Here is a 15,563-nt window from a genome sequence, read left to right on the forward strand (position 1 = left end):
CATTAGTATAGATTGGCCTATATATCTATCTTACTATCTTAATATAGATTATCTTATATATGCTAAATTGTATAGTACGTTAAAATTTTTTATTGTGAAAGGGGTATTACATATGCCATTTATTAATTCTAAAGTGAGTTGTAAAATTGATGCATCTAAACAAGAAACGCTTAAATCTGCTTTAGGCCAAATCATTTCTACTATTCCTGGGAAAAGCGAAAACTTTCTTATGGTAGGTTTTGAAGATGAGTATCCTTTATACTTTGGTGGCAATAAACTTGATAAAGGTGCTTTTGTAGAAGTTAGAATTTTTGGTTCGACTAGTAATGAAATCTTAGAAAAGTTAACAGTCCAAATTTGTGAACTCTACGAAAAGGAATTAGGTATTTCTCCTCGTAACCTATATGTTACTTATGACTTTGTAAACCATTGGGGCTGGAATGGTTCAAATTTCTAACAATAATTCCTCAGACTTTCATAGCATCCATATTATTTTTAGGGTATAATATGGATTGTGATAGTACAATTTTAACTCTAGCAAAAGTGAGTATAACGAAGCTACTAATTCTAGTTTCGTTATACTCACTTTTATATTTATATAGATTTCACATTTATAAAATTTAGTTATTTATATCTGTTAGTCATGTGAAATCATTGAAGAAAACAATTTACCTACATGTAGATTTCACGGTTTTAGTTGGTTTTTCTATAAACTACGCTCAACTTATATTTATAGATTATGTTCAATCTTTGAGTTTGAACATAGGAAAATTAAAATTCGAGTTTTCCTAATTTACAAAAAAGGAGATATTACGAAACGCGTTTCGTAATATCTCCTTTGGTAATATACCCTATAGTTTTTCAACAACTTTTTCCATTATGTCTGTATTGATATCTTCAACTTTTCCAGCATCGCAGGCCTTTGCGATATTTGGATCAATTGGAAGTTTGGCTAGAACTTGTAGACCATAGCTTGCAGCTGTTTCTTCGATGTGGCTTTCTCCGAATATTTTGTGCTGATGGTCACAGTCTGGACAAATAAAGTAACTGTAGTTTTCAATAAGCCCAATGATAGGTACATTAAGCATATTGGCCATTTTAACGGCTTTTCCAACAATCATTGAAACTAATTCTTGAGGTGAGGTTACAATAATGATGCCGTCTAATGGAATAGATTGAAATACAGTGAGTGGTACATCTCCTGTACCAGGAGGCATATCTACAAACATGTAATCTACATCTTGCCAGATAACCTCTTGCCAAAATTGCTTAACAGCTCCTGCGATAACAGGTCCTCTCCATACTACTGGATCTGTTGGATGCTCTAAGAGGAGGTTAATGGACATTATATCAATTCCACTTTTTGTGGTTACAGGTAATAAACCTTGTTCATTAGCATACGCTTTTTCCGTAATCCCGAATGCTTTTGGTATAGAAGGTCCAGTAATATCAGCATCTAACACCGCAGTATGGTAACCTTTTTTATTCATTGCTACAGCAAGCATTGAAGTTACACTAGATTTACCCACACCACCCTTGCCACTTACTACGCCAATTACTTTTTTAATAGAACTTAGCGCATGGGGTTTCTCTATGAGACTCTTTGGATTTTGTCTTGAAGAACATTCCTTGCTGCAGCTTCCGCAGCCACTTTCACAATTATGATTTTCACTCATTGTCTTTCTCTCCTTTGACGAATGTATTGCATTCATTTTTAAATATAAGCTTGTAAGCGAGTTTTTATTTTACACTGTTCTTGGAGTACTATATAACTTACATTAATTATTTAATAGGAGGTATCCTATCTTCATAACTTCATTTGATTGCATTTGAGATATATTACTATGATATAAATTTATTTTGTTTTATTATTTCATTTAAATAAAATGATATGTTTAGTTTATAGATTATGATTTGTGATTTGATTCGTTAATTTGTTGGGCTTTTGATCTATAACCTGTGATTTGTGTTCTTGGTTTGGATGATATATCTAGCATGATTCGTAATCGTGTGTTATAAGCTCTATATCTCTGCAGAGAAACCAACTAAAAATTTGAAATATACATGTGCGTAAGTTGTTTTCTCCCAATGATTTCACATTGCTAAAGATTATGAATAACTAAACTTTATAAATGTGAAATCTATAAATGCTCTCAAATGTCATTATTTACTTTGATAAACTTACTTTTGCTAAACTTATTTTTACTAAACTTATTGTCCCAATGATTAGTTATTAATCATCGATTCTTTGTTTTGTTTATTCATTTACAAACTTACATTCACTACATACTTTTCCCTGGTCACATTTAGTATGTGAAACTTCGTAGTTTCCACCTTCAATGACTAGGTTTTTGCCTTGTATTAAGACCTGTGCCACCTTATGCCTAGCTGAATATAAGATACGCTGAAATGTACCTCTTGAAACTGACATGCGTTTAGCAGCTGCATCTTGATCTAGGTTTTCGAAGTCGATGAGCCTTAAGCTCTCTAACTCCTCTAATTGTAAAATGATTTGTTCATTGGAAATACACTCTGGTTTGAACACTTTGCTCGTTGGTTCAACACAAATTCTTCTACATTTTGTTATGCGCGGCATATATACACCTCCTACGCCCACGAAATGGGCATATGCACATTACAATTAGTAGTATAATGTGCATATGCCCATTTGTCAACTATATGATTTCAGTTGTATTATACCTTATTATTCTCTTGTTAATACACCTATTTCTTCCAAATTTTCTGTGCGAGACAATAAATCTCCAGGTGATACAAAGAATTCTTCTAAATTCACTAGCTTTTCTATAGCCTCTGCTAGATTATCTGATTTAGTCAGTAAGATACAGAACTTCTGAACTAAATTCATAAATTCTTTGTCTAGTTGTATAGGCTGTACTACTTCCTGCATATTGTTTGATTGAAGTGCTTCTAAAAGTTCTTTAGCTGCTTTTTGGGCTGCATCAACATTTACCTTATTGCTAATTGGTCCTTGAACTCCTTTTCGCTCTCGTCTTACTTCTTTTATAAGGTCTTTCTTTATTTTTTTATAAGATAAATTACGTCCTGACGTTTGTTCCTTAACAAGCTGTAATAAATTATACTTTTTAACATCTTGTTCTTTCTTTAAAATAATTCTATACTCAGGTCCTGCTTCTCTATAGCAATGATATACAAATTGCGAACATTGCATAGGATCTTTCCCAGGATATAGCTTTTCATCTGTCATCTCAATAAGTGCCATCATTGCAAGTTTAATTATTTTTGCTAAAGCTTTATTTACTTTTGTATCCTGACTACATTTCTTAAATAAGAAATAGATTGCCAAAAATAATAAATCAGCTGTAGCATAAGGCTCATCATTATTTACATATTTAGCGGCAACATCCACTACCTTTTTCATATCAAGGTCTTGTATTTCCGATTTTAAACGTAATACTGTGGCCATCCTTTGACTTTCCACTCTTGCCTTAGTGGGTGTAACGACTAAACCATGTAAAGTTTCTTCTGCTATTTCATCATTGCTGTAATACACCATAGCTGCATGACTTACTGTTGAATCTGTTACCCATGCAATGGCCCTGCTTAGCGTATCTTCTTCATCGGGTGAAAATACCATCACATCCCCTTGGTGCAAATCACTTACTCCTATTTCTTTTGTATTACTCATCTTCCCCTACCTCTTTTCCTTTGTATTTATTGTAATCCCCTAAATGGCAAAAAAGGTCTTTAACTCCTTAACCTTGTTTCTACTTAAAGGAATAACATCCTTAATGTCTTTAAAATAAATATCATATGTATAGTTAATACGAGGTTTAAACTTATTAACCTTATTTAAATTAGCTATATAACACTTATGTGTTCTAAAAAAAGCGTGCCGCTTTAATTTGTTTTCAAAAAAGTTAAGTGTCTTGTTACTTTTATAGACCTCGTTGCCTGTATGGATTAGGATATTGCCTTCTACTGCATCTAGATAAAATATTTCATCATATTTAATGAGTACGACTTCTTCATCTTGCGTTCCGCAAATGATATCTAAATCATAATCGGATTCCTCACTAAGCTGACTAATAGCTTCCACATGTTCCACTGAATTATTCAGCTTTTCGATAGCTTTCATAATGCGCTGCTCACTATAAGGTTTAAGTACATAATCTATGGCATTGATTTCAAAGGCCTTTACAGCAAACTCATTATAAGCTGTAACAAAGCAAATTTTCGTATTTGGATATATGGAAATTATTTGTTCAGCTAAATAAATCCCATTGATATTAGGCATCTCAATATCTAAAAAAAGTACCTCACAAGGATTCTTTAACAAATATGCTAAGGCTTCACAAGAATCCGTGAACTGTTTCTGAATATTTATTTTCTCTTGCTTCTCCAAAATACTAACCAGATATTGAAGAGAATTTATTTCATCATCTACAATTACCACATTCATCTTTACACCCCCAATGGTATCTGAAAAGTTATGCTTGTTCCTTCATTTTCTCTACTTGTTACTGTCATTTTTGTCCCATAGTACTTTTCAAGCCTATAGTTAACATTTTTAAGTCCTATGCCCCCTATATTAGAGTTAGGATTCAAAATCTGAGTTGTCATACTAGCTGCCATCCCTTTACCATTGTCTGTGATGCTTACATCCAGTTTATCTTCCTTTCGCAGACAGGTTATGCTAATGATGAGTTTTTTGCCATAAAAGCCATGCTTAATGGCATTTTCAGCTATAGGTTGTAATACAAGCTGAGGTACCATCACCTTTGACAATGCTTCATCTACATTAATTTCTAATTCTAATAGTCCATTTAACCTTGTATTTTCAATTCGAATATATGCCTGCAAAAGTTCTATTTCTTCTTTCAAGGAATACATAGGATTTTTACGATAATCAAATTTATGCTTTACTCTTAGGAAGTCACAAAAGTCCAATATAAGCGCCTGTGCCTTCGTCACAGATGTTCCCATCATATTATAAATATTATTAAGCGTATTAAAGAAGAAATGAGGTGCTATCTGTGCCTGCAAAAAAGCAATTTCCATATTTTTAGCTTGAGTAGATTGGTCAAAAGCATCTTCTATACCCTTATACACTAAATACATTTGGCAAACTAATAAGAATAGCTGCCCATATACATAGTTTCTAATTCCTGAAAAAGCATTTAACCCATACAATCGCCTAATAAAGTCTATACTGACCGTAAAAAGGAGAATAATCGTTCCACTTAGTATAAGCCATGCATAGTTTTCTTTTTTATATACTGCTTCTATTAAATAAATAAGCATATTAGCTATGTTTATAACAAGTAATACGATATAAATTCCCGCAATATGTGTTACTAAAACAATTGGCATTACAAGTATTAATACTGTATATATCATATTGCAGCTCATGATTGCTATAAATAACTTTTTGTGTCTTTGCCTTGGATACATGGTCTTTATAAATAATCCTAGGGCCATAACCTCTCCTATGTAAGCTAAAAACTGTAATTTATACACTGCTTCAAATGATATATTAGGGATAATGTAATAAATAACACACTCATTAATAATAAGTTCTAGTGCTGCTTGAGATATACAATGTAAACTCAAATATAAATAGGCTTTATTTCTCTCCTGCATACTAAATAATAAAAGCATATAACAACCTAGCCCTAAAAAGATTCCTATTGTAATAGCCGTAGTAAGTGCATTCTTTATAAAATTAGTTTGAAGCTTCTCAAAATCACCTATTAAAATATTATCTGCTATTCCACCACTCAAAAGATGATAGTTAGATACCTCAATCACTATTTCTGCTTCATTGGATTCTATATAAAAAGGTACAATCTGATATTTCCACTTAGGTTGCTCTTCTTGTAGATTTTCACCTACAACACCGTTTTGAAATACTTCTTCTCCATTAATTTGTAAGCGATAGGCATTGCAAATCATGCCTACATACAATCCATACCTTCCCTTTTCTGGCAGTTTTACATTCATTCTATATGTTGCAGTACCATAAGTACCAGCCTCCCACGTACCAGGTACTTCAATATATTGCTTTAAAGAGTGGTTTCCTTCTTTATCAAATGTAATTTCCCACTGTCCATCTAAGGCATATATATTCTCCTTTATCTCTTTATTACTTAAATCCAAATAACCATTGACCACTTTCATCTCTGATACGCCACAATTTGTACGCCATAAGAAATTTATAAATAAGACTATAATTATAAAAAGTGCACTTATTAGCATAATAGATGAAATCTTTTTAGCTGGCATTTTACTTCCCCTTAGTTATTTTAAATATTATTTTAATTAAAATAATTCTATATTTATAAACCTCTATTTTCAAGATTAAAGTTAATTATTTTTATCGTTTTATATTAATTCGATTTAAATTAAAAACGTGCAACCCAACTAAATCATCCGTTTTGTTGCACGTTTTTGTATTCTTAGCTAAATTTTTAAAGATATATAAAATGTACTTCCTTCTCCCAACTTACTTTCTATCCAGATGTCTCCCTCACAAATAGAGACGATTTTTTTAACGAGAGCTAGTCCTAGTCCATTTCCCTTCGTACTATGTGATTTATCACCTTGATAAAATCGGTCAAAGGCATGCTTTATCGTATCTTCACTCATGCCAATCCCTGTATCTCTGATACTTACATTAATCCTATCTGCCTTTCTTTCACAGTCAATTCGTAGCAGACCGCCTTGATGTGAAAATTTAATGGCATTATCAATCAAGTTACTCCATACTTGTGCCATTAAAACGCGGTTCCCATTAAACATCATATTGTCCACATTCAGTTCTAAGTCTAGCTGCTTTTCTCCCCATAGATTCTCATAATTTAATAAGATACGGCGAATTTGCTCTCCTAAGTCATAATATTCCTTTTCCAGTGCAATCTCTTGATGATCAAGTCTTGATAAGGCAAGTGTATTATTCGTTAGGTCTGTAAGACGCTCTATATTATCTAAAATATATTTAATATACCTCTGTCGTTCCTGCTCATCTAAATTCTCATCTTGAAGTAACATACAATAGCCCTGAACGGCAGCTAGTGGCGTTTTAAATTCATGAGATACATTACCGACAAAGTCATTGCGCAGTGTTTCTGTATTTGCAAGTTCTTTTACCATGATGTTAAAACTAATAGCCATCTCTGAAACTTCTCTTATGACACTGGTCTCATCAAGGCTCACATTAAAATCCCCATTTGCCACTTGCTTAGCAACCTCATTAATTTTATATATAGGTCTTAAAATCCAGCGACTAAAAAATGCTGCAATTGTCACCCCGATAATTGCTGTTAGTATCAACATATAGGTCATAGATGTCACAATACCTATGACTATTTGTTTCTTGCCTATTACTACTGGCCGATTCATTAAAATCCTACCTATACAAAAAACTGCGCTTAATGATACTTGCATAATGATTGCAGTCATAATAATAAATATGCATCTAACCGAAACCTTTCGTTTCTTATTTTTATTCATCTTTTTTTATTCATCTTTAGGTACCGCCTTATATCCTAAGCCCCTTATGGTTTTTATCTCAAAATAGGGGTTATCTTTAAAGCGGTCTCTCAGTTTGCTAATATGAACGTCAACAGTATGAAGTGTGCTATCTGTTTCAAGTCCCCATATCTCATCCATAATTTGTTGCTTTGTGAAACAACGATTTAGGTTTGATAGAAGTTTAAATAAGAGATTAAACTCCTTTTGTGGTAATTCAAGACTTTTGTTATCACTTATAACTGTTTGCTCATCATATAATAATTCCATTTCACCAATTTTGAGCCTTTTGCTATTTACAATCTGAGCTCTTCTTAAAAGCGCATTAACTCTTAATACCATCTCATTTACATTAACTGGCTTGACCATATAATCATCTGTCCCTATCTTAAAACCATTTTCCATATCTTCAAATCGATTTTTGGCAGTAATAATTAATATAGGTATTGTGCTGCCACTTCGCCTTACTGATTTTATAAATTCATAGCCATCCATTTCAGGCATCATTATATCTGAAATAATTAAATCAATGTATTCCACATCTAAAATATCCCAAGCCTCTACTCCGTTACGTGCAGCATAAGCCTTAAAACCGTGCCTATCGAGAACGGTACAAAATAACTCACATAATGCATTATTATCTTCTACAACTAATATCTGAAACATGCTCTCCTCCAGTCAGCTTATGTTTATATATACTATATAACATATTTTTCAACTTAACTTCAATTCATATCCTCACTCCCTTCTTCATCGTTAAGGTCAAGTTGAAGTTAAGTTGAAATTTAATTGATATTATCTTTTCAGCTTTAAATACTAGTCATTTTATTGTTAATTTTATCTTTACGTCTATATAATATGGAAAATATTGACGTATTTTATCGCATTATGTTAAAATACCTAACAGTGTTAGATATAAATACTGTTATTTATTTGTAGCACCCTATACATTTTTTATGCATGCTTCTTCTATGCATTTTAAGAAAGCGAGGATGACAAATGGATTATGACAAATATATGAAAGAAAGCTTTGAATTGTTATGTGCACTCCATAATTCTCATAAAGAAAATCAAATTCAGATGACTTTAAAAGGTGAACTCTTTGTGCTTTTCATATTAGATTCACGTGGTGGTAAGGCCTTACCTGGGGAATTAGCTGAAATAGCTGATGTAAGTACGGCTAGAATTGCCGCCATTTTAAAAAGCATTGAAAAAAAAGGATTACTTAAACGAGAAATAGACGCAGCTGATCGTCGTAAGATTCTTGTGACCCTTACGCCTGAGGGCATTACATATTGTCAAAAGAAAAAAGATGAAATCTATGCGTATTGGAAAAAGCTCATGGATGCACTTGGCGAAGAAGACGTTCAAAATTCTATCCGCATTATGAAAAAGTTCCTTGATTTCACCAAAACTACCGGTTGCTACATTACAGACTAGCTATTTAATCATTATATTGTATACAGGAGGATTCGAATGAAAAAATTAGCACCTGCCTTATTTATGTGTATGGCACTTATTTTAAGTGGTTGTACAGCTTCAACTACAGAAGAAACTGCTGCCTCTACTACGGAGAAGGCCGCTGAAGAAAGACCTATTGCCGTAAGCGTTCAAACTGTCAAATCTGGAGATATCGTTAAGGCTAATACATTTAGTGGACGTACCAAATCTTCAGGGGATACTTCTGTAACAGCAGAAACTGTTGGCAAAATCCAAAAGGTTCATGTAACTGTGGGTCAAAAAGTTCAAAAGGGAGATGTTTTACTTACTATTGATGGGACAGACCTCAATAAAAACATTGAGCAAGCCAGAGTTTCTTTAGAAACTGCTCAGCGTTCTTATGAAAGTGCCGTTGGTGGAAACGTTGCGAGCCAAATCAATCAACTTGAAAATGCTGTAACAAATGCGCAACTTGGTTATGATGAAGCAAAACGTAATTATGATATGTATTATGAGCTTTACCAAGCAGAAACAATTACTGAAGACCAGTTTAAAAAAATTGAACTTTCACTACTTCAAGCTGAACAAGGCTTACAAGCAGCTCAAAATACATTAGAAATCACTAAAAATCAGGTAATTCCTGAATCAAAAAAACTAGCTGCTCAAAACGTATCACAAGCACAGGTAGCTTATGATACAGCAAAAAGCAATTTAAGTAAACTTACAATTACAGCACCTGTAAGTGGTACTATTACAACTTCTAACTTTAAAACAGGTGAAATGATTGCCCAATCTGCACCAGCTTTCGTTATTTCTAACTTAGGTACTTTAAAAGTTGAATTACAAGTAACTGAAACAGACGTTACAAAATTCAAACAAGGTAATAAAGTAGATGTCACTATTTCAGATTCTGATATAAAAGGTACTGTTGCTGAGGTAGGTAAAGTACCAAATGCACAAACAGGACTTTATACAATTGATATTACTGTAGACAATAGTAATGGCAATTTTTTAGCTGGGATGGCCGCAGAAGTTAAACTTGTAGCTGAGCAAAGTCAAGGTACTTTACTGGTAGCTAAAAATGCTGTATTTGAAGAAGAAGGTCAAAAATATGTGTATGTATGCAAAGATAAATTAGCCGTTAAAACGCCTGTCGAAACAGGACTTACTAACGTAGATACAATTGAAATCACAAATGGTATTACTTCTGGTGATGTGGTTGTCATCGAAGGGCTTTCTCTTATCTCAGATGGTACTTTCTTATATCCTGTAGAAAAGGAGGTTTAGTCTATGAATTTAACTAAAATCTCTGTAAAACGCCCTCTTACAATGATTATGGTCTTCTGTATCATTGTTGTATTCGGGGCTATGGGATATCTTAAGATGCCTGTTAACCTTATGCCAGATATTGATATGCCTGTGGCAACGATTATGACGACTTGGAGCGGTGCTGGCCCTTCGGATATTGAAGAGCAAGTAACAGATGTAATCTCCGAAGCTGTATCTGCTATCGGTGGGGTGGATACCGTTATTTCCATCTCAACGGAAAGTATGTCTGCCGTTATGATGCAATTTGACTTCGGAACTAATATGTCTGATGTCATGAATACAATCCGTGATAAAGTAGACAGCGTTCAAGGCCGTCTTCCTGATGATGCGAAACGCCCTACTATTTCTCAAGTGGATATCAATGCTTCTGCCATCGGTACTTTAGTACTTACAAGTCAAATGGATAGCAGTGCCACAATGACCTATGCTGAAGATACTGTTCAGGCTAAACTCGAACAAATTTCAGGTGTTACCTCTGCCGAAATCCGTGGGGGACAGGTCTATAAAATTACTGTTGACGTAGACCCTACATTACTTACACGCTATGGTATTACAATGGATACAGTAGCTGCTGTGCTTGGTAGCGGTAATATGACTTATCCATTTGGTACCCTTACTGAAGGGCAAAGTCAATTTACAATTCGTAGCTTTGAAGAACTTACTTCTGTAGAGGCAATCGAAGATTTACAACTTGTAACAAGCACAGGGAAAACTATTAACTTAAGCGAAGTAGCTACAGTTACATATGATACAGCTGAAGCCGAAGCCATTTATCGTTATAATGGCCAAGACAGTTTACTTATTGATATTAATAAACAACAATCAGCTAACACTGTTCAGCTTATGAAAAAAGTATATAATGTCATCGATACATTAAATGCAGATAATCCTGAGTACAAATTAGTATTATCGTATGATGAAAGTGATTATATTAATGAATCCATGAACAGCGTATGGTCTACTTTATTGCTAAGTGCAGCCATTGCTTTCCTTGTTATTTTAGTATTCCTTAAAAGCTTTAAAGCTTCATTCATTGTTGCTTTAGCAATTCCGCTCTCTATCATTGGCGCTATTGTGGCACTCTTCTTCTCTGGACAAACATTAAACCTTATTTCTGTAAGTGGTTTAATGCTGGGGGTAGGGATGGTAGTAGATAACTCTATCGTTGTTATTGAAAACATCTTTAAGAAACGTGAAGAAAACATTGCATTAGAAGATGCTGCGATTACAGGAACAACAAGTGTATCTGGCGCAATCATTGCCTCTACACTTACAACTATCGCAGTATTCTTACCTATGATTTTCACAGATGGTATGATTCGTATGATGTTTAGTGCACTTTCACTGGCAATCATCTACTCATTACTCTTCTCTGTATTTGTGGCGATTACACTTGTACCTGGAATCTTTAATAAAATGAAAGTTGGCGGTACAGGATTTGGAAAAACTTCTCCAGTCTTTAAGTTTATTCAAAATGGCTATGAAAAACTTTTACGTATAGCACTTAAACATCGTTTCATTGTGCTTTTACTCAGCATCATTCTCTTAGTTTCTTCATTTGCCGTTGTCGGACAAATCGGAACAGACCTTATGCCAAGTGCTGATAAAGGAGCAATGACTGTAAGTATTAGCCTTCCTAAAGGATTAGACCTTGAAGCAAGTGATTACTATATTTCTATGGCTGAAGAGAAATTACTAGATGTGAAAGAAATCGAATCTATGACAACTTCATTTAGTAATGGTGCTTCTTTAACAGGCAGTGCAAATACTGCTTCTATCTCTATTAGCTTAGTCTCTAAAGAAGAACGTTCACTCAGCACAAAACAAGTGGCGAATGAAGTACGTGACCTCATGGCAACTGTGCCGGACTGTGAAATTGAAATTTCTATCGATGATAGTATGATGATGAGTGGCATGGGCGGCTTCTCAATAGAAGTTTCAGGTCCAGACCTTGATATACTCGAAGCAGTATCTCAAGATGTCGCTAATGCGCTTAAGCCTATTGAAGGTTTCTCTGATGTCTCAACAAGTATTGCAGATACTTCAGAAGAAATCAGATTACATATTGATCAAAAACGTGCGACTGAGTGGGGTGTAAGCATTGCTAGCGTTAACTCTCTTGTACGTATGGCACTTGAAGGTAGCGACGTCACAACTGCACGTATTGATGGCTATACAGTAGATGTTCACCTTCAACTTAAAGAAGGCACTGTAGATAGCCTTGAAGATTTACAAAGACTTACTGTTAAATCTTCCGCAACAGGTCAAGAGATTCCTCTTAGTGCCTTTGCAACATTCGAAAAACATACAGCTGCCAAAACACTTAATAAAACAGATGGTAAATATGTTATAACTATTTCAGCAACACTTGCTGACGGATTAGATTCAGGTACAGCTCAAAGCCTTGCTAACGCTGCCATTGATCAAATCGTACTTCCTAGAGATTATGAGGTAGGTCAAGGTACTCAAATGGAAATGATGATGGAATCATTCCAAAGTTTAGCGATTGCACTTGTTATGGCGATTCTTCTTGTTTACATGGTTATGGTTGCTCAATTTGAGTCATTCAAAAAACCATTCATCATTATGTTCTCATTGCCATTTGGATTCGTAGGTGTAGTAATCTCTTTATTAGTATCTGGCTGTAGTTTAAGTATTCCTGCTTTCATCGGTGTCATCTTACTTGTTGGTATCGTTGTAAACAATGGGATTGTTCTTATCGACTACATCGAGCAACTTCGTAAAGAATCCGATATGCCACTTATTGAGTGTATCGCAAAAGGCTCAGCAAGCCGTCTAAGACCAGTACTTATGACAACACTTACAACAGTTCTCGCTATGATTCCTATGGCAATGGCAATCGGCGAAGGTGCTGAAACAATGCAACCTATGGGGGTTGTCGTAGCGGGTGGACTTTCTGTAAGTACACTTGTTACATTAATCTTAATCCCTACTATCTACTTAATGTTTGAAAAACGTGGTGACCAAAAAGCCCGCGCCAAGGTTGTTCAAGTGATGTACTCACCAGATGCAACAGCTATGCAATCTGAAAATGTAGCAGCTGACAACCTATCAAGCGATGAAAATGAATCAAAAAATATTTAACTAATAAACTATTCTAGTGTGATATGAAATCTAGAGCCTCTCTAAGATTTCATATCACATTCTATAATGAGGTGAATTTATGAAACTTCTATCAAAAGCTATTGCTTTAGTGGGTGTTAGCGCCATGTTGTGCTCACCGTTATTAGCTGCTAGTCCTTCAGCTAGCAGTACAAGTCAAACTGCAACTTCTGTAGCTCTAGCTACAAGTTCTACAAGTGACATTACATCCAGCAAGCCTATTTTGACACTAGAAGATGCTGTTTCTTCTGCACTTTCTAGTAATAATAGCTTAGCACTTAATGCACAACAGTATGACGTACTTACTGAACAAATGAAATATATGGATAATATTGCTTCTTATAACTATCAGCAGCTTTATATCTCACGTAATCAAAATGAGCAACAAAGGGAATTTTTAAAAGATAAAATTACAGCTGACATTACAAAACGTTACAATAATATTGTTTTATTTGAAGAAGAGCTAAAAACGATTGAAAGTGATATCGCACTTCAAAAAGAAACAATTAAAGTATTAGAATCACAGCAAAAGGTTGGCCTTGTGACACCTCTTCAACTAGATTCTAGTCAGCTAGAACTCAAAAAACTAGAGTCCAACAAAGCAGCTAAGGAAGAAACACTGAAAAGTGAAAAGGCAAACTTCCTAATGCTTACAAATAAAGACTTAGATAAATATGAATTAGAAAATAACATTACTTTTGAACCTTTTAGATTAGATAATCCAAAAAGCTTCTTCCAAGCTAAGGCAGATAAATATCTTAAATATCAAAATGAACTAGCTGAACTTCAAAGCAATAATATCTTTGAAAACTTCGTGAATCCACTTACAGGTTCAGCTTATGCACCAACTTATGCTGAATACCTTAATGCAAAATACTCAGCGAATTCTGCAACACTTAGCGTTGAAGATAGCCGTGATAATTTAGTGCAATCACTCTTATCTAGCTATGCAACACTTCTAAGCTTAGAAGAACAAATCAATATGCTCAATTCACAAACCAGCCTTCTCGAAAAACAATTAGCAACTGCACAAGTTCAATGTAACGTAGGTCTTATGACAAAGCATGATTACAATAAGCAGGCTAATAATTTAGAAGACTTACAATATAACTTGTTAACATTAGTAAACAACTATAATAGCTTAGTGCGTACATTAGAAAAACCTTGGAGTTAGACCCTGTAAGGGATGACACAAAATGATTGAGGCGGAAATAATGTGGGGTACTAAATAAGTGGGTGTGTATCCTGCGAACACAGTTCACACACACCCACTTATCTAGCTCACATCTATTTCCGCCTACTTTTGTGGCATATAAGACCTTTAGCTAAGATGTAGCTTGCCTTATATTTGTAGCATATAAATCTTTAGCTAAGATGTAGCTTGCCTTATATTTGTAGCATATAAATCTTTAGCTAAGATGTAGTTCATCCCCACATACCTAGCAGTTGTCAATGCTAGTGTTTGATTTTTCGATAATAAACAAATTCATTATCCCTTTTTATTTCTTTATATCCTATCCTTTTATAAAAACGATTGGTTCGTATATTCCATACTGGAGTGTCCAACTCCCATATAGAAATATTAGGATACAGATTTTCTATTTGTTCCATTATTGCAATACCATATCCTTTTTTAAAGTAGGACGGATTCACAAAAATTCTACCACTATACATAATTGAAGCATTATTTGCATCAAGAAAAATAATTGCCCCACCCACAATTTTGTCATTATCAACGGCTGTAAATAAATGTCCTTCTTTCATCATATCAATGTGCCACTCAAAAGAATTATATTCGGGTGGACCGCCTATTTCTGTTGCCCCAACAAACACATCACTATCAAAGGCTTCTTTAGATATTCTTACCAATTCAGAAATATGTTCTTCTTTTGCCTTAATCAACTGCATCTTTAACCCTCCAAATTCCAATTTTTTCTCGTACATCGTTTGTGTAGACAAGTCCACATATTTTTTTGAGCTCGACTTCGAGCGCAGCGAGGGAGATGCCAAAAAACATATGGTACTCTGACCTTCTAGCCGCCCTTCCGCTTACAAGTAGCTCTTGACGGGGGTCTACGGCCTTTTCTTGCACATCATTTGTGTGGATAAGTCCACATATTTTTTTGAGCTCGACTTCGAGCGCAGCGAGGGAGATGCCAAAA

At 34.5% G+C, this 15,563-nt stretch carries 14 protein-coding genes; 5 read left to right on the forward strand and 9 right to left on the reverse strand.

From position 1 onward, the window contains the following. Window positions 1-112: 112 nt before the first annotated feature. Entirely contained in the window at window positions 113-457 is a 345-nt protein-coding gene (locus AC1VAQ_RS19670) for a phenylpyruvate tautomerase MIF-related protein (RefSeq protein ID WP_302599750.1), read from the forward strand. A 394-nt stretch (window positions 458-851) separates the two neighbouring features. Here the strand turns inward: AC1VAQ_RS19670 and AC1VAQ_RS19675 are convergent, their stop codons facing one another. The 7 genes from AC1VAQ_RS19675 to AC1VAQ_RS19705 form a co-directional block, all read right to left on the reverse strand. Next, complete coding sequence (locus AC1VAQ_RS19675) at window positions 852-1,676, reverse strand: Mrp/NBP35 family ATP-binding protein (RefSeq protein ID WP_302599751.1); 825 nt, start codon at window positions 1,674-1,676, stop codon at window positions 852-854. 581 nt (window positions 1,677-2,257) lie between these two features. After that, window positions 2,258-2,596, reverse strand: coding sequence for a DUF134 domain-containing protein (locus tag AC1VAQ_RS19680; RefSeq protein ID WP_302599752.1), 339 nt, complete (start codon window positions 2,594-2,596; stop codon window positions 2,258-2,260). A 108-nt stretch (window positions 2,597-2,704) separates the two neighbouring features. Further along, window positions 2,705-3,667 (reverse strand): C40 family peptidase, encoded by a 963-nt coding sequence (locus AC1VAQ_RS19685; protein ID WP_479904434.1) that lies wholly within the window; start codon window positions 3,665-3,667, stop codon window positions 2,705-2,707. A 39-nt stretch (window positions 3,668-3,706) separates the two neighbouring features. Then, window positions 3,707-4,441, reverse strand: a complete 735-nt coding sequence (locus AC1VAQ_RS19690) for a LytR/AlgR family response regulator transcription factor (RefSeq protein ID WP_302599754.1) — start codon at window positions 4,439-4,441, stop codon at window positions 3,707-3,709. A gap of 2 nt (window positions 4,442-4,443) precedes the next feature. Next, entirely contained in the window at window positions 4,444-6,264 is a 1,821-nt protein-coding gene (locus AC1VAQ_RS19695) for a sensor histidine kinase (RefSeq protein ID WP_302599755.1), read from the reverse strand. A 177-nt stretch (window positions 6,265-6,441) separates the two neighbouring features. After that, window positions 6,442-7,380 carry a HAMP domain-containing sensor histidine kinase gene (locus tag AC1VAQ_RS19700; RefSeq protein WP_479904435.1) on the reverse strand — a complete coding sequence of 313 codons (939 nt, stop codon included), beginning with the start codon at window positions 7,378-7,380 and terminating at the stop codon, window positions 6,442-6,444. 117 nt (window positions 7,381-7,497) lie between these two features. Further along, a complete protein-coding gene (locus tag AC1VAQ_RS19705; RefSeq protein ID WP_302599757.1) occupies window positions 7,498-8,175 on the reverse strand; it encodes a response regulator transcription factor in 678 nt (225 codons plus the stop codon). 333 nt (window positions 8,176-8,508) lie between these two features. Between AC1VAQ_RS19705 and AC1VAQ_RS19710 the strand changes: the two genes are divergently transcribed. The 4 genes from AC1VAQ_RS19710 (at window position 8,509) to AC1VAQ_RS19725 (ending at window position 14,575) form a co-directional block, all read left to right on the forward strand. Then, a complete protein-coding gene (locus AC1VAQ_RS19710; RefSeq protein WP_302599758.1) occupies window positions 8,509-8,949 on the forward strand; it encodes a MarR family winged helix-turn-helix transcriptional regulator in 441 nt (146 codons plus the stop codon). A gap of 36 nt (window positions 8,950-8,985) precedes the next feature. Continuing rightward, the gene (locus AC1VAQ_RS19715) at window positions 8,986-10,236 is read left to right on the forward strand and encodes an efflux RND transporter periplasmic adaptor subunit (protein WP_479904436.1); all 1,251 of its coding nucleotides are present in this window, start codon (window positions 8,986-8,988) and stop codon (window positions 10,234-10,236) included. Window positions 10,237-10,239: 3 nt separating this feature from the next. Continuing rightward, complete coding sequence (locus AC1VAQ_RS19720; RefSeq protein WP_479904437.1) at window positions 10,240-13,383, forward strand: efflux RND transporter permease subunit; 3,144 nt, start codon at window positions 10,240-10,242, stop codon at window positions 13,381-13,383. Window positions 13,384-13,462: 79 nt separating this feature from the next. Beyond that, window positions 13,463-14,575, forward strand: a complete 1,113-nt coding sequence (locus AC1VAQ_RS19725; protein ID WP_303244210.1) for a TolC family protein — start codon at window positions 13,463-13,465, stop codon at window positions 14,573-14,575. Window positions 14,576-14,856: 281 nt separating this feature from the next. Here AC1VAQ_RS19725 and AC1VAQ_RS19730 read toward each other — a convergent pair whose 3' ends face one another. Further along, a complete protein-coding gene (locus AC1VAQ_RS19730) occupies window positions 14,857-15,309 on the reverse strand; it encodes a GNAT family N-acetyltransferase (RefSeq protein WP_479904438.1) in 453 nt (150 codons plus the stop codon). Continuing rightward, window positions 15,296-15,563 (reverse strand): hypothetical protein (locus AC1VAQ_RS19735; protein WP_479904439.1); only part of this gene is annotated, 268 nt, incomplete at its 5' end. The genes AC1VAQ_RS19730 and AC1VAQ_RS19735, both read right to left, overlap by 14 nt.

This window comes from Cellulosilyticum sp. (assembly GCF_982396655.1).